The sequence below is a fragment of the Quatrionicoccus australiensis genome, assembly GCF_020510425.1.
In the GTDB taxonomy this organism is placed as follows: domain Bacteria; phylum Pseudomonadota; class Gammaproteobacteria; order Burkholderiales; family Rhodocyclaceae; genus Azonexus; species Azonexus australiensis_A.
The window spans coordinates 1,076,129-1,091,795 of the sequence record NZ_JAHBAH010000001.1; the positions used below are offsets into that span (position 1 = coordinate 1,076,129).

Consider the following 15,667-nt stretch of genomic DNA (forward strand, 5'->3'; position numbering starts at 1 on the left):
TTAGTGACCGGCCCAGAGCACCAGGTGCTCGATGACGGGGCCGAGAGCCAACGCCGGGACGTAATTCAGGAGGCCGACCAGCAGCACGGTGCCGATCAGCAGCGTGACAAACAGCGGGCCATGCGTCGGCAGCGTGCCGGCACCGACGGCGATGCGCTTCTTGGCGGCCAGCGAGCCGGCAATCGCCAGCACCGGCACGATCACGCCGAAGCGGCCGAACCACATGGCGATGCCGAGCATCACGTTGTAGAACGGCGTGTTGGCGGACAGCCCGGCAAAGGCGCTGCCGTTGTTGTTGGCGGCCGAAGTGAAGGCATAAAGAATTTCCGAGAAACCGTGTGCCCCAGGATTGGCGACACCCGCCTTGCCATCGACCGCCATCACCGCAATGGCGGTGCCAACCAGCACCAGCAGCGGCGTGACCAGGATGGCGATCGAGACCATCTTCATTTCAAAGGCTTCGATCTTCTTGCCCAGGTATTCCGGCGTGCGGCCGATCATCAGGCCGGCAACAAACACCGCCAGGATGGCGAAGACCAGCATGCCATAGAGGCCGGTACCGACGCCGCCGAACACCACTTCGCCGAGTTGCATGTCGATCAACGGCACGAGGCCGCCAAGCGGCGTAAACGAGTCGTGCATGGCGTTGACCGCACCGCAGGAGGCAAGCGTGGTGATGGTCGCGAACAGGCCGGAATCGGCAACGCCGAAGCGGGTTTCCTTGCCTTCCATATTGCCGGCGGCGGAGTCGACACCCAACTGGGTGAGCAGCGGATTGGCCTGCTGTTCGAAATGCATCGCACCATAGGCCAGCGTGACGAACATCAGGGTCATCGCCGCGAGTACAGCCCAGCCCTGACGCGTATCGCCGACCATCCGACCAAAGACAAAGCAGAGCGCGGCCGGGATCAGAAAGATGGACAGCATCTCGATGAAATTGGACAACGGCGTCGGATTCTCAAAGGGATGCGCCGAGTTGGCGTTCATGAAACCGCCACCGTTGGTACCCAGCATCTTGATTGCTTCCTGCGAGGCAACCGGCCCCATGGCCAGCGTCTGGCTTTGCGTCTGCGTCGGTTCGGTAACGACAGCACCCTGGTCGTTCTTCATCGGCTGACCGGCAGCATCGACTTTCGGATTGTCGAAACTGGTCACTTCCAGCGTCGTGACTTCCTTGTAGGCGTCAAAATTCTGGATGACGCCCTGGCTGGCCAGTGCCAGCGCACAAACGACGGAAAGCGGCAACAGGATATGCAGCGTGACACGGGTCAGATCAACCCAGGCATTGCCGACGGTTTTCACCGAATGACGGGCGAAACCGCGGATCAGGGCAATCACCACGACAATGCCGGTGGCTGCCGAAAGAAAGTTCTGAACCGCAAGACCCAGCATCTGCGTCAGGTAACTCATTGTTGCTTCGCCAACATACCCCTGCCAGTTCGTATTGGCGACAAAGCTGATGGCGGTATTGAACGACGAGTCAGGGCTGACATTCGGGAAAGCCTGCGGATTGAGTGGCAGATAAATCTGCAGGCGTTGCAGGGCATAAACCGCAAGGAAGCCGAGAAAATTGAACAAAAGAATGGCAAAGGCGTATTTCAACCAGCCCATTTCCTCGTCCGGGCGGATACCGCACAGGCGATAGAGGGGTGATTCGATCTTGCCGGCCAGACGCAAGCGGCCTTCCATCACATTGGCAATATAGGTGCCCAATGGTTTGACGGTCAGCAGCAGGACGCAAAGAAAAGTCCCAAGAAGAATCCAGGCATGATGACTCATGAAAAATTCTCCGGATTGAGCAGTGCCGCGATCAGATAGACCAGCAGGCCGGCGGCAACGCCGCCACTAAGGACGAATAGCCAGATCATTTGGCACCTCCCAGCCGGGCACAGCCGCTGGCGAGAGCCAGCATCAGGGCAAGAAACAGCCCGATACCGGCGAGATAGACGAGATCCATATGTACACCCCATGTTGAAATTGCGACAGGGGCATACTAGAAAAATCGCTATCAAAATCTTCTAGAAATACGGGGTGGGAAATATAAAGAAACGGTAAAAATCGCGGGCGCGATGAGTCGTAAAAACTCGTGCGCCAATGGCAACAGACAACTTCATGCCCGCGAAGTCATGGCCATTGAGTCGCCTGTATTGGGATACGCGGAGCGGATAGCGAGTTTGCACAATCGCCCCGCCAAGGGCGCAGGCCGGGCAATGCATTGCTGGCGTCAGGAATGGCTGACGCCTCGATCCCGATGCAGACCTCCCTGACCGGCATCTCGGTATAAAGCGCCTTGCCGCAAATCCCGGCGCAATACTTTCTCCACCCCACAACAACGGAACTTCCCGCCCCGAAGTCAGTCAGTTTTTGTGCAGGCAGTCTGCATATCCCCAACCCTGGAGTACCCAACATGGCCAAACCCGCAACAGGTATCTGGAAATCCGGCAGTGGTTTCCCTGAAGTCACGGTTCGCGCAGTCAAGGAATACACCGATGCCGAGGGCTATTTCCTCGCAGCGGTCGACATCGCCGGGGAGCCGGAAAGCCTTGAACTCGATCCCGAGGAGTGGGACATCTTCGTCAAGGCCAACGCGCTCATGCCGGCCTGAGCACGACTTGTTCGAAGACATGGGGAGGACAGGCAAGCTGTCCTCCCTTTTTCATATCTGCGTCTGCGTTACCGACTTGCGGAAGCGGAACAGCGCCAGGTTGAAGAAGGCCGCCCCGACGCCGGTCATCGCCAGCAGATCCTGCCAGATGACCGAAAAGTCGGCACCGCGATACAGGATGCCCTGCGCCAATCGCACGAAATAGGTGGTCGGTGCCGCCAGCATGATGTCCTGGACCAGTTGCGGCATACTTTCGCGCGGCGTGACGCCGCCGGACAGCATCAGCAGCGGGATGATGCAGAGAATGATCAGCAGCCCGAACTGCGGCATCGACCGGGCCAGCGTGCTGAGGAAGATGCCGATCGAGGCCGCCGCGAACAGGTAGCAGGTCGCCGCCGCCAGGAAAAGCGGCACCGAACCGGCGATCGGCACCTTGAGCACCATCTGGACCATGACGATCAGCCCGAAGCTGGCGCCGAGCAGCACGGCCAAGCCGTTTGCCCAGATCTTGGCGAGCATGATTTCGAAAGGCGTCAGCGGCATCACCAGCAGGTGTTCGAGGGTGCCGTGCTCGCGCTCGCGGATGAAGGCGGCACCGACCAGGATGATGGTCAGCATGGTGACGTTGTTGATCACCTCCATGACGCCGCCGAACCAGACGCCGGTCAGGTTCGGGTTGAAGCGCACCCGGGTGCTCAACGTGATCGGCGTCTGTGTGCTGTTGCGGGTGCCGGTCAGGTATTCGTTGACCTCGCCAAGCGCGATGCTCTTGATGTAGGTCGAGCCGATGAAGGCCTGGCTCATGATCGTCGCGTCGATATTGAGCTGCACATCCGGCTTGCGGCCGGCCTGCACGTCGCGCTGGAAGTTGGCCGGGATGATCAGCGTGAAGTTGTAGCGCCCGGAATCCATGCCCTTGTCGAGTTCGGCCAATGTCGCCTGGTACGGTGGACTGAAATATGGCGGGTAAAACGCATCGACGATGCGCCGCGACAAGGGCGACTGGTCTTCATCGACCACCGCCACCGGCGCGTTGCGCAATTCCAGCGAAGCGCCGGTCGCCGCCGTGTAGATGGCGCCGGAGAAGGCCCAGGCGATCAGGATCAGCAGCACCTTGTCGGCGCCCAGGCTTTTCAGCTCCTTCAAGCCGAGGCGGTAGATATTGCTCCAGGTAACCCAGCGCATGCCTATTTCTCCTGCTTTCTGAGCAGCGCCACCGAGAGCAGCGTCAGCACCGGAATGAAACAGGCCAGACCGATGAACTGCGGCACCAGATCAGCAAAGCCGAGCGCCTTGGTGAAGGTGCCGCGACTGATGATCAGGAAGTAGCTGGCCGGGAAGAACTGGCCTATCCAGTAGCTGGCGCCCTGCAACGCCGCCACCGGCGTGGTCAGCCCGGAGAAGCTGACGGTGGGCAGGATGGTCAGGATCGCAGTGCCGAACAGCGCGGCAATCTGCGTGCTGGTGAAGGTCGAGATGAGCAGGCCGAAGCCGGTCGTCGCGATGACGTAAAGGAAGGCGCCGCAGGCAAGGGCAAGCAGGCTGCCCTTGATCGGCACATGGAACATCAGCTGCGACTGGATAATCAGCAGCACGAAGCTGATCAGCGCGACGACGATGTAGGGCAACTGCTTGCCGAGCAGGAATTCGAGGCGCGTCACCGGCGTCACGTAGAGATTGGTGATCGAGCCGAGCTCCTTCTCGCGCACGACGCCGAGCGCCATCAGGATCGCCGGGATGAAGATCAGCAGGATCGGGATCACCGCCGGCACCATCGCGAAGATGCTCTTGAAATCCTGGTTGTAGCGGTAGCGCGCCACGATATTGGCGGGATAGCCGCTGCTGACGCCGGTTTTCTCGCGGATGATCTGCTGCACGTAATCGAGATGCAGGCCCTGCACGTAGCCGCGCACGGTCTCGCCGCGATACGGCATGGCGCCGTCGATCCAGACGCCGACTTCCGGCCAGTGGCTGCGCCGCAGGTCGCGCCCGAAATGCACGGGAATATCGACCGCCAGCGCCAGTTCTCCGTTCTTCATGCGGCTCTCGAGTTCGGCATCGTCGAGGATGGCCGGCTGCTCGATGAAATAGCGCGAGCCGGCAATGTTCTGGATATAGGCGCGGCTCTCCGGCGACTGGTCGCGGTCGAGCACGGCAAAGCGCAGGCCCTCGACGTCGAGCGAAATACCAAAGCCGAGCACGCACATCAGCAGGACCGAGCCGAGCAGCGCAAAGGCCAGGCGGATTGGATCGCGGCGTAGTTCGAGCGCCTCGCGGTAGGCATAGCCGAGCAGGCGGCGCAGGCTGAAGAAGCTGGTTGCGGCGGCCGAATGCGGCGCGGACTCGGTGGCCGCCGGCGCCATACGGTCGACCGCCGTTTTTGCCTGTTTTTCCGGGTTGACCGCTGCGCTCGCCTCTTCCAGGTAACTGATGAAGGCCTCTTCCAGCGTCGCTTTGCCGCGCTGCTCGCACAGCGCCGCCGGCGTGTCGCTGGCCAGCACCTTGCCGGCGTGCATCAGCGAGATGCGGTCGCAGCGCGCCGCCTCATTCATGAAATGCGTCGAGATGAAGATGGTGACGCCCTGCTGCCGCGACAGTTCGACGAGCAGTTCCCAGAACTCGTCGCGCGCGATCGGATCAACGCCGGAGGTCGGTTCGTCGAGGATCAGCAGCTTCGGCTCATGCACCACGGCGACGGCGAGCGACAGGCGCTGGCGGATGCCGAGCGGCAGTTCGGCGGCAGCCTGGTCGGCGTAGATATCCAGCCCGAAACGCTGCATCAGCTCGGCAATGCGCGGGCCGCGCCGGGCGTCGGGCAGATGGAAAAGGCGGGCGTGCAGCTCGAGATTGGCGCGCACGCTCAACTCGCCGTAGAGCGAAAAACCCTGCGACATGTAGCCGACCTGCTTGCGCGTTTCCAGGTCGCGCGCATCGACCGTACGCCCGAACAGTTTCGCCTCGCCCTCGGTCGGCGGCAGCAGACCGGTCAACATCTTCATGGTCGTCGTTTTGCCGCAGCCGTTCGAACCGAGGAAGCCGAAAATCTCGCCCGGCGCGATCTTGAAGCTGACCCGGTCGACCGCCGTAAAATCGCCAAAACGCTGCGACAGGGCATCGGCCTCGATGGCAAAACTGCCGTCGTCGGCCGGCCGCGGCGGGATGACCAGTTCGTGGTGGGTCTGCCGGCGCGCTTCCGGCAACAACTGGATGAAGGCACCGTCGAGCGTCGTCTGCCCGGTCTGCGCCAGCAGTTCGGCCGGCGTGCCGGCACCGATCACGCGGCCGGCATCCATTGCCACCAGCCAGTCGAAGCGCTGGGCTTCTTCCATGTAGGCGGTGGCAACCAGCACGCTCATGCCCGGCCGGCGCGCCCGGATGGAATCGATCAACTCCCAGAACTGTCGCCGCGACAAGGGATCGACGCCGGTCGTCGGCTCGTCGAGGATGAGCAGGTCGGGATCGTGGATCAGCGCGCAACACAGACCGAGCTTCTGCTTCATGCCGCCCGACAGCTTGGCCGCCGGGCGATCGCGAAATGGCGTCAGGCCGGTGCTTTCAAGCAGTTCGGCGATGCGCACGGCGCGTTCCTTTTTGCCCTGACCGAACAGTCGACCGAAGAAATCGACATTCTCGAAGACCGACAGCGTCGGATAGAGATTCTTGCCCAGGCCCTGCGGCATGTAGGCGATGCGCGGCTGTACCGAAGCGCGAAAACGCCGCTCGCCGATGTCGCCGCCGAGCACCTCGACCTTGCCCGTCTGGATCTGGCGGGCGCCGGAGACCAGGGCGAGCAGCGAGGACTTGCCGACGCCGTCCGGCCCGATCAGGCCGACCATGCAGCCGGCCGGCAACGCGACATCGACGTTATCGAGGGCGACCGCGCTGGCATAGCGCTGGCTGACCGCGCTCAGGCGAACGATGGTCGGCCGGGCGGCAGAGCCGGCGGCGGGCGGCGTGACGGCCGCGTTCATCGCAGCCTACTTTCCGGTACCCGGCAGTTCGGCCGGCCAGGGCTGGCTGGCATCGATCCGCACATAGCCGATACCCGGCATGCCGGCCTTGGCCAGGTCGCGATGCGCCGCCAGCCAGGCCGGATCGGCCTTGAGCTTGATGCGGAACATCAGTTTTTCGCGTTCGCTGCTGGTTTCGACTTCGCGCGGCGTGAACTGGGCCTTGGGCGCAACGAAACTGACCGTCGCCGGTATCGGCTGGCCGGGCAGCGCATCAAGCAGGATGCGCGCTTCGCTGTTCAGGGCCACCTGCCCGGCTTTCGCGGTCGGCAGATAGATGGTCATGTACATGTCGGTCAGGTCGAGCAGGGTCAGCGCCTTGCCGCCCGCCGCCAGCACTTCGCCCGGCTCGGCCAGACGGTAGAGAACGCGGCCGCTGATCGGCGCCTTGAGCGCCGTATCGTCGACATTGACCTTCAGGCTCTCGGCTTTGGCCACCGCCGCAGCCACTGCCGCATCGGCCTCGGCGACCCGGCTCCGGGCCTGGGAAAGACCGGCCCGCGCGCCCTGCACGCCAGTCACATCCTTATCCAGCGTGGCGCCGGACAGGAAGCCGCGCGCCACCAGCTCCTGCGAGCGTTGCAGGGTCTTGCCGGCGAGCTTCGCATCGCTGGCCGACTTTTCCACCCCGGCCTGAGTTTCATTGACCGCCTGCCTGGCCTGCAATGCCTGTGCTTCGGCGGCGCGTAACTGGGCCTGCAGGTCGGCCGCATCAATGCGCCCGACGACGCTACCGGCCTCGACCATGTCGCCCTCGCGCGGTGTCAGGACGCTCAGCCGGCCGGCAATCTTGGTCGACACATCGACCTCGATCGCTTCCAGACGGCCGTTGCCGCTCGCCAGACCGGCCGGCAAGCCAGTCGGGCGCTGTTGATAGAGGTAGAAGGCGGCGGCAGCGGTCAACGCTGCGAGAAAGGCAAAAATCAAGGTTTTGCCAAGACGAGAACGGTTCATGTGGCACCCGATCGGTTACTGACCAGACGGTCATTAGTTGTTCCGATTATAGGCGCGCGACCGCGCGGGGAGAAGGCTTTTCGCCGAAAAACCGTCCCGGGGCGAGCCGCAATCAGCGACTGCAGTAAGGCGAAATATTGCTCCGCCCCTGCAGTTCGGGACGCTGGTAGGTGGTGCGCACGATGCCGGTACGGCCATCGAACAACACGTCGAAGCGGGCCAGCCGGTTCCAGTCGTCACAGAACAGCCATTCCCAGACCAGTTCGTCGCGCGCCTCGAAATAGGCTGTCCACGCCGGGTTGGAGGGGCCGAGCAGGCGCAGGATGTCCTGCTGATCATGCTTGCCGGGCTGGATGCGCGCGAAATGCGGCATGTCGAGGACGTTTTCGATGCGGATCAGACGCCCGTCTGGCGCGAAAAACGCCATGAAGGTATGCACGCCGGCCGGCCCGCGCGGAAAGGCGAGTTGCCGGCTGCCATCGGCATCCTGCCAGCGCAGCGCCGGCGGCCCCATGCTGGCGACCACGTCATCGATGGTCGCGATGCCCGGCTGCAAGCCGCGCCCGGCATAACCGGCACAGGCGGCAAGCAACAAAGAAACGAGAAGAAGACAGGTCCGGCGGAGCGTGGTGATCAAGGGGCGAGTGATGGGCTGGCGGTCGACGCTGCCATTCTGGCAGAAACCGGCGCGCTGTTGCCGCCTGTTTCCGCCTGCGCCAACCAGGCGGACACTTGCGGCTCCCGGCACAGTTCGCAGAGCAAGGCAAAAGCCGCCTCGACATGCGCCAGCGCCGCGTCGCCCGGCTCGGCGCCAAGCGCGAACTGTTCGCCCCGCACGCACAGCACGAAGGACGGCGGCGGTTCGCCGCCTTCGACCTGGCGATAGACCTGCAACACCGATTCCGGCGGCAGGGCGTGCGAGGTGTGCATGATGCCTTCGGCGGCGGCAACCTGACCGAAGGTGTAGGGCCCCGGCGTGTTGTCGCCGGCATCGATGAACAAGGCCAGGCGTCGGCCTTTCAGATCGAGGGCATGCTCGATCTGCAGCTGGAAGTCTTCATAAAGATCGAACTCGCCGGCCAGACCTTGATTTTCGAGCCATTCACACAGTCGACCGTAAAGCAGCGGCCCGATCGCATCATCGCCGCGGCTGGGATTGCCGATGGCGATGACGACGACCGGCGGGACAGTCGCGAGACTCATCCCTTGCTCAGCGAGCTGATCACCTGCCCGGCCGGATCGACCAACTCGACGGTCATCGGCATCTTGCCCAGCGCATGCGTCGCGCAGGACAGGCACGGATCGTAGGCGCGGATGGCGCACTCGATGTGATTGAGCAGGCCTTCGGTGATCACCCGCCCGTCGAGATACTGCCGCGCAACGGTGCGGACCGCCTCGTTCATCGCCTGGTTGTTATTGGTTGTCGACACAATCAGGTTGCAGTAGGTGACCAGATCGTCGTCATCGACGCGGTAATGGTGGAACAGCGTGCCGCGCGGCGCCTCGATGACGCCGACCGCTTCGTGCCGGCGCGGCCCCTTGTCGGCCATCAGGTCGAGGCCAAGAATTTCGGGATCGTTGAGCAGGTCGCGGATCATTTCGGCGGCATGCACGACTTCGATCAGGCGCGCCCAGTGATACATCAGGGTGCCATGCACCGGCTTGCCGCCGCCGAGCGCCATCATCGCCTGGCGTTCGGCCTCGGCGAGCGGTGTGGACAGGAAGCTGGCGGCCTGCACACGGCCGAGCGGGCCGACCTTGTACCAGCCGTTTTCCGCCCCCAGGCTCTTGATGTGCGGGAACTTCATGTAGCTCCACGGCTTGATCTCTTCCTCCAGCACCTGCTGGTAGGTGGCGTAATCGACCTGGTCGAAAATGGTGCCGCCATCAGCGTCGACCGCACGCAGCGCGCCATGGTAGAAATCGAGCGCGCCATCGGGCCGGACCAGACCCATCATGTTCGAGCGGAACTCGCCGAACACGTTGTAGAAGCCGGGATTGGTTTCGTGCAACTGCTTGACCATATGCACGGCGCCGAGCGACCAGGCGATCATCTGATCGATATCCTTGGCCATTTCGTCGCGTTCGGCCAGGCTCAGCGCCTTGTTCATGCCGCCCGGAATGGCGCCGGTGCCATGCACGCGCTTGCCGGCGGTATGACGGATCACTTCCTGACCGTACTTGCGCAGCAGCACGCCCTGCTTGGCGATTTCCGGATGATCGAGAGCGACGCCAACGATGTTGCGCCGGGTGAAGTCGCTGTCGAAGCCGAGCAGAATGTCGGGCGAGGCAAGATGGAAGAAATGCACGGCGTGCGACTGCACCATCTGGCCGTAATGCATCAGGCGGCGCAGCTTTTCGGCCGTCGGCGTGAGTGGACCGTAGCCGGCGATCTGATCCATCGCCTTGACCGCGGCCAGATGATGACTGACCGGGCAGATGCCGCACAGGCGCTGCACGGTGACCGGCACCTCCCAGTACGGGCGGCCTTCGATAAATTTTTCAAAGCCGCGGAACTCGACGATGTGCAGGCGCACCTGGTGCACCTTGTTGTTTTCGTCGAGCAGCAGCGTCACTTTGCCGTGACCCTCGACCCGCGTCACCGGGTCAATCGCGATTCGGCGCAGGTTTTCGGGATGGGCAGCGGTTTCCAGAGCGAACATGGGGACTCCGATTTCAGTCAAATTTGAGCAACGGGTGCTCGATGCGGGGCGTGCGCCCGGTCAGCAGATCGGTCAGGAACTTCCAGATGGTGTCGCCGGAGGGCGGACAACCGGGCAGGAAGTAATCGACACGGACGATTTCATTGATCGGGTAGACCTTGTCGAGCAGCAGCGGCAGCTCCGGATCGTTCGGCACCTGCACCACGCCGTCGGCGTTGCGATAGACCTGGCTCAGGCACTGGTTGATGTCAAGATTGTTGCGCTGCGCCGGCAAACCACCATTGACCGCGCAGGCGCCGAGGGCGACCAGCACCTTGCAGTTCTCGCGCAACTCGCGCAGCACGTGGACATTCTCGGCATTGCAGACACCGCCTTCGACCAGGCCGATGTCGCACGGCCCGCAATGCTTGATGTCGGTGATCGGCGAGCGGTCGAACTCGACCAGATGCGCCAGTTCCAGCAGGCGCTCGTCGATATCGAGCAGGGACATGTGGCAGCCGAAGCAGCCGGACAGCGAGGTCGTCGCCACCCGCAGCTTGCGCGCTATTTGGTGCGGGGCATTCATTTCAGACACCCTCCTTTTCCGGCATTTTCGGGGCGTCGACCGCCACCGGCTTGATCGGGATATGACGGCGGGCCAAGTATTCGACCTGGTGGCCGATGGTCGCGTCGTCGAACTGGCGCTGGCCGATCGGCACGCTGTAGCCAACCCGCTTGTGCAGAATGGCGCCGACCGGGCAGATCTGCGCGGCCGCGTCATCGGCCGTCAGGGCGCTGTCCTTGAGCAGGCCGGTCGGCGAATTGACGACGACCTGCGAATTGGCACCGCGGCCGGCGAGCATGAAAACGTTCTTGCCGTCGATGTCGCGGCTGGCGCGCACACAGAGTTCGCACATGATGCAGCGGTTGAGATCGAGCCAGATATCCGGATGCGAAGCATCGACCGTGCGCTTCGGGAAAAAATGCCGGAAGTGCGGCGCGACCATTTCCAGATCGTAGGCCAGCGCCTGCAACTGGCAGTTGCCACTCTTTTCGCAGCCTGGGCAGAAGTGATCGCCCTCGACGAAGAGCATCTGGAGCAGCACGCGGCGCCGGTCGTTGAGGGCCGGCGTGTCGTTTTCGACTTCCAGGCCGGGCAGCGCCCGTGCCGTACAGGCCGAGCCGTTGCGGCCATTCACCGTCACCGTACACAGCTTGCAACTGCCGTGCGGCTTGAGATCCGGGTGGTGACACAGGTGCGGGATGTAGACTCCGGCCTCGAGTGCCGCCTGCAGGATGGTCTGGCCGGGTTTGAAGGGAATGCGCCGACCGTCGATCGAGAACATGTTGGCGCTGTCGAATCCGCTGGTGTTGTAATCGCTCATGTTCAAGCTCCCTGATCGAGGTGGGCCAGGGCATCGTCCCGCCCGGTAATCGCCCGCCCCTTGGCCAGTGCGGCATCGAGATCGAAGGCGGGCATGAAGTCGGTCTGTGCCAGCCGGCGCTCATAGGCCGGGCGGAATTTCTGCACGGTATCGGCCACCGCATTACCGGCCGTCTGGCCAAGACCGCAGTGACTGCTCGCCTTCATCACCGCCTGCACGCGCAGCAGTTCGTTCATCTCGTACTGGGTGCCGCGCCCGTCGGCAATCTTGTCCATCAAGTCGCTGAGCAAGGCCGTGCCGGTCCGGCAGGGGGTACAGAAACCGCAGGATTCGTGGCGGAAGAAATGGGCAAAATTGCGTGCCACTTCAAAGAGGTCACGCTGCGTGTCGAAAATCATGAAGGAGCCGGCAGTCGGCACATCCTCGAAGGCAATCCGCCGGCCGAACTCGCGCTCGGACAGGCAAACGCCGGAAGCGCCGCTGACCTGCACCGCCATTGCCTCGCTGGCACCGCAGTCCTCGAGGATCTGGGCAATGCGCACGCCGAAGGCGTATTCGTAAAGACCGGGCCGTTCGCAATCGCCGGCCACTGAAATGATCTTGGTGCCGGTCGACTGCTTGGTGCCGATCGCCTCGTACCAGGCGCCGCCATGAATGGCGATTTCGGTCGCCTTGCACAGGGTTTCGACGTTATTGACCACGGTCGGCTGGTTCATGTAGCCGCAAGTCACCGGGAAGGGCGGGCGCACCCGCGGTTTGCCGGCCTTGCCTTCGAGCGACTCGATCAGCGCCGACTCTTCGCCGCAAATGTAGGCACCGGCCCCGAGATGGATCTCGATATCGAAATCGAAGCCCTTGTCACCGGCAATGTCCTTGCCCAACAGGTTCTGCGCCCGCATGCCGGCGAGGAAGGCTTCGAGCTGCGGCCGCAGGTAACGGTATTCGGCGCGCAGGTAGAGCAGGCCCAACCGGGCGCCGACCGTGTAGGCGGCAATGACCATGCCCTCGAAGACCCGGCCCGCATACGACTGCAGCAGCACACGATCCTTGAAGGTACCCGGCTCGCCTTCGTCGGCATTGCAGACAATGTAGCGCTGCTCACCCGGCGCCTGGCGGCAGGCCTCCCACTTGATCGCGGTGGTGAAGCCGGCGCCGCCGCGGCCGCGCAGGTTGGCGATCCGCATTTCGGCCAGCATGCCGTCGCGGCCACGGGTAATCGCGGCGCGGATGGCATGCCCCGGCTCATGCGGCGTACCGAGCAGCATGTCGGCGCGGCGAATATTGTCCTCGACGACAAAAAACTCGGCCGGCCAGTCGGCAAGCGGCACTTCGTTCTTGACCAGGACACAGATCTCATCGACGCGTTGCGGCGTCATCCGGGTAATTGCCAGCTCATTGACCAGGATGGCCGGCCCCTGATCGCACATGCCGGTACAGGAGGTGAGATCGACACTGACCAGGCCATCGGCAGAAACCTGACCGGCAGCCAGACCGAAATTGGCCAGCATCTGTTCGAACAGCGCCTGGTTGCCGAGCATGCGATCGGTGATGTTGTCGGAAAACAGGACCCGGTAGCGACCGCGGTTCTCGCTGTAGAGAAAGGCGTAGAAATCACGGGTACTGCGCACCTGCGCATACGAAATCCTGAGTTCCTCGGCGAGTCGGACAAGTGTGTCGTCCGACAGGTAGTCGAGCACATCCTGGACATCGCGCAGGATCTGGAGCAGGCGATCGGGTCGCCACTGGTGCCGCTGTAGAACAGGTTCAACGAGACGGGAAAATTCCGAAACTTCAGACATGGCTGCAATTCCTGGACGGTAAGAATCGCGTAACAATAATGAGCTTCACCATGACGAATATTGCGCTGGATCAACAATTGTTTCGGAAACGTATCCGGTTGAATTTGCGAAATAATCCCTTAATCAACCGAAGGCCATTTCTGTGCCACAATAATGCTGCACCGCCGCAACCGCTCCGGCTTAACGATTCGGCAATAACCAGTTTTTGGTGCTGCAACGCACAACAAACAAAGCCCGTCCAGGAAAGGTAGAACAGCATGACCACGATCTCCGAACAAAACTCGACCGCTACCGCCCTTTTGCCGCTCGCCGGCAAAAAAGGCCTGATTACCGGCGTCGCCAATGACAAGTCGATCGCCTTTGCCGTCGCCAAAGCAATTCGCGCGCTGGGCGGCGAAATTGCCCTGACTTACCAGAATGACAAGACCGCCAAGTACACCCAGCCGCTGGCGGAAGCCCTTGGCGCCAAGCTGTTTGTGAAGCTCGACGTGACCGAGGAAGGCAGCCTCGAAGCCGCCATCAAGCAGTGTGGCGACGAATTCGGCGAGATCGACTTCGCCATTCACTCGATGGCTTTCTGCAATGGCGACGACCTGCACGGCCGCGTCATCGACACCACCGAAGCCGGCTTCGACTCGGCGATGAACATTTCCTGCCACAGCTTCCTGCGCATGGCCAAGGCGGTCGAGCCGCTGATGGCGCATGGCGGTTCGCTGATCACCATGTCTTACCTCGGTGCCGAACGCGTCGTCCGCAACTATGGCGTGATGGGCATCATCAAGGCCGCGCTTGAATCGGCCGTCCGCTACATGGCCTACGATCTCGGCCCCAAGGGTATTCGCGTTTTCGCCGTGTCGCCCGGCCCGATCATGACCCGTGCCGCCTCCGGCATCGCCCACTTCGACAAGCTGCTCGAATCCGATGCCGACAAGGCGCCGCTCGGCCGCACCGTCACCATCGACGAAGTCGGCGCCCTGACCGCCTTCCTGTGCACCCCGGGCTCGTCGGGCATGACCGGCCAGACGATCTTCGTCGACGCCGGCGCCCATATCGTCGCCTGAGCCAGCTTCGGCACACGTTAGCGCAAGGCGCAGTCCGTCTGCGTCTTGCGCTATGCTTCCGGTGTCTGGGACAACCTGATGGAGCCGCCTATGGAAACCAACTGCGACCTGATCATCCCCGATCCGGTACCTGATCACCCGTTGCTGAACGGCCGCAAGGAGATCGGGCGCGGCGAAAACACCATCGTCGTAGACGGCGACATCGTCGATGGCCAGGAACGTGTCTTCAAGATCCTTTCCTCACCGACCGACTATGCCTATTACACGGCGGAAGACCGCCCGACCGGGCGGCACTTTCCGGTTGTCTATGCTGACCATGGCACGGCCGGGCGCTCCAGCCGCGGCTTTCCCTTCCATATCGTCGAAGTCGAAAAGCTCTACCCGCTGCCCGGTGGCGGCGATGCCGCAGAAGTAGCGACCAAGATCTCGACCTCCTATTTCGACGCCTGCGTGATGTGGCGCAACCTGGCCCAGGACATGGGACGCATCGCCCTGCATCACCTGGTTGTCACGCCCATGGGCTGGACCGATACGGTCCGCGAGTCGCTCAAGGCACTGGAGGAGTTCTCGAGCGAATACGGTGCCCTGCCCGACCTCATCAAGTCCGACAACCTGATGATGCGCAAGGACGGCACGCTGGTCTTTTCCGATCCGGTCTTCATGGAATGATGCGCAACGGTCGACCTTCAATTTCAGCCCATTTTCCCGCCGGCATCCCGTCATGACCATCAATCACGTTTGTTACGCCTCGCGCGAACTGGCCGAGTCGCTCGCCGGCAATCCGTACATGGCAGTCATCTCGATCACCGATCCCGGCACGCCGGATGCAAAACTCGATCCGATGTTCCAGCACGTATTGCGCTTGTCGTTCTACGACGCCGTACCGGCCGATGAATATCTGCCATCGCCGATTCCCGGCATGTTCGACTATCCGATCGCCCGCCGCATCAGCAACTTCGTCGGCGAACTGCACCGCGCGCCATTCGAAATCTCGATGATGGTGCACTGCGAATACGGCGTCAGCCGTTCGGCTGCGGTCGCCCTCTTTGTCGAGGCCTTTTCCGGCGCCCCGCTGGTCGCCCGCGAATTCACCTACGAGGCCAACCAGTGGGTCATCGACCAGCTCTCGCAGCTACATCCTGAACTGCTGATCGAAGCGCCGCCCAAAACACTGGCACACGATCGCCGGACGGCGCCGCGCGCTGCCTGAG

General features: G+C 62.6%; 15 protein-coding genes. 4 read left to right on the plus strand and 11 right to left on the minus strand.

Annotation, left to right across the window (positions count from 1 at the left end):
• Complete coding sequence (gene kdpA, locus KIG99_RS05280) at positions 1 to 1,779, minus strand: potassium-transporting ATPase subunit KdpA (RefSeq protein WP_226459190.1); 1,779 nt, start codon at positions 1,777 to 1,779, stop codon at positions 1 to 3.
• A complete protein-coding gene (gene kdpF / locus KIG99_RS05285) occupies positions 1,776 to 1,868 on the minus strand; it encodes a K(+)-transporting ATPase subunit F (protein ID WP_226459191.1) in 93 nt (30 codons plus the stop codon). The genes kdpA and kdpF overlap by 4 nt, the downstream gene beginning before the upstream one ends.
• 539 nt (positions 1,869 to 2,407) lie before the next feature.
• On the opposite strand from kdpF, the gene KIG99_RS05290 reads away from it, so the two are divergent.
• Positions 2,408 to 2,605, plus strand: coding sequence for a hypothetical protein (locus KIG99_RS05290; RefSeq protein ID WP_226459192.1), 198 nt, complete (start codon positions 2,408 to 2,410; stop codon positions 2,603 to 2,605).
• Between the two features lie 51 nt (positions 2,606 to 2,656).
• Here the strand turns inward: KIG99_RS05290 and KIG99_RS05295 are convergent, their stop codons facing one another.
• The 9 genes from KIG99_RS05295 to KIG99_RS05335 form a co-directional block, all read right to left on the minus strand.
• Positions 2,657 to 3,790 (minus strand): ABC transporter permease, encoded by a 1,134-nt coding sequence (locus KIG99_RS05295; protein ID WP_226459193.1) that lies wholly within the window; start codon positions 3,788 to 3,790, stop codon positions 2,657 to 2,659.
• Positions 3,791 to 3,792: 2 nt separating this feature from the next.
• A complete protein-coding gene (rbbA, locus tag KIG99_RS05300; RefSeq protein ID WP_226459194.1) occupies positions 3,793 to 6,576 on the minus strand; it encodes a ribosome-associated ATPase/putative transporter RbbA in 2,784 nt (927 codons plus the stop codon).
• Positions 6,577 to 6,582: 6 nt separating this feature from the next.
• Positions 6,583 to 7,569, minus strand: a complete 987-nt coding sequence (locus KIG99_RS05305; protein WP_226459195.1) for an HlyD family secretion protein — start codon at positions 7,567 to 7,569, stop codon at positions 6,583 to 6,585.
• Positions 7,570 to 7,681: 112 nt separating this feature from the next.
• Entirely contained in the window at positions 7,682 to 8,206 is a 525-nt protein-coding gene (locus KIG99_RS05310) for a hypothetical protein (RefSeq protein ID WP_226459196.1), read from the minus strand.
• Positions 8,203 to 8,772, minus strand: coding sequence for a hydrogenase maturation protease (locus KIG99_RS05315; protein WP_226459197.1), 570 nt, complete (start codon positions 8,770 to 8,772; stop codon positions 8,203 to 8,205). The genes KIG99_RS05310 and KIG99_RS05315 overlap by 4 nt, the downstream gene beginning before the upstream one ends.
• Positions 8,769 to 10,232 (minus strand): Ni/Fe hydrogenase subunit alpha, encoded by a 1,464-nt coding sequence (locus KIG99_RS05320; protein ID WP_226459198.1) that lies wholly within the window; start codon positions 10,230 to 10,232, stop codon positions 8,769 to 8,771. The genes KIG99_RS05315 and KIG99_RS05320 overlap by 4 nt, the downstream gene beginning before the upstream one ends.
• Before the next feature lie 13 nt (positions 10,233 to 10,245).
• Positions 10,246 to 10,797 carry an NADH-quinone oxidoreductase subunit B family protein gene (locus KIG99_RS05325; protein ID WP_226459199.1) on the minus strand — a complete coding sequence of 184 codons (552 nt, stop codon included), beginning with the start codon at positions 10,795 to 10,797 and terminating at the stop codon, positions 10,246 to 10,248.
• Position 10,798: 1 nt separating this feature from the next.
• A complete protein-coding gene (locus KIG99_RS05330; protein ID WP_226459200.1) occupies positions 10,799 to 11,596 on the minus strand; it encodes a 2Fe-2S iron-sulfur cluster-binding protein in 798 nt (265 codons plus the stop codon).
• 2 nt (positions 11,597 to 11,598) lie between these two features.
• The gene (locus tag KIG99_RS05335) at positions 11,599 to 13,395 is read right to left on the minus strand and encodes an NADH-ubiquinone oxidoreductase-F iron-sulfur binding region domain-containing protein (protein WP_226459201.1); all 1,797 of its coding nucleotides are present in this window, start codon (positions 13,393 to 13,395) and stop codon (positions 11,599 to 11,601) included.
• A gap of 257 nt (positions 13,396 to 13,652) precedes the next feature.
• On the opposite strand from KIG99_RS05335, the gene fabI reads away from it, so the two are divergent.
• The 3 genes from fabI (at position 13,653) to KIG99_RS05350 (ending at position 15,666) form a co-directional block, all read left to right on the plus strand.
• Complete coding sequence (fabI, locus tag KIG99_RS05340) at positions 13,653 to 14,456, plus strand: enoyl-ACP reductase FabI (RefSeq protein WP_226459202.1); 804 nt, start codon at positions 13,653 to 13,655, stop codon at positions 14,454 to 14,456.
• A gap of 90 nt (positions 14,457 to 14,546) precedes the next feature.
• A complete protein-coding gene (locus KIG99_RS05345; protein ID WP_226459203.1) occupies positions 14,547 to 15,125 on the plus strand; it encodes a hypothetical protein in 579 nt (192 codons plus the stop codon).
• A gap of 52 nt (positions 15,126 to 15,177) precedes the next feature.
• A complete protein-coding gene (locus tag KIG99_RS05350) occupies positions 15,178 to 15,666 on the plus strand; it encodes a hypothetical protein (RefSeq protein WP_226459204.1) in 489 nt (162 codons plus the stop codon).
• The last annotated feature ends 1 nt before the right edge of the window (position 15,667 follow it).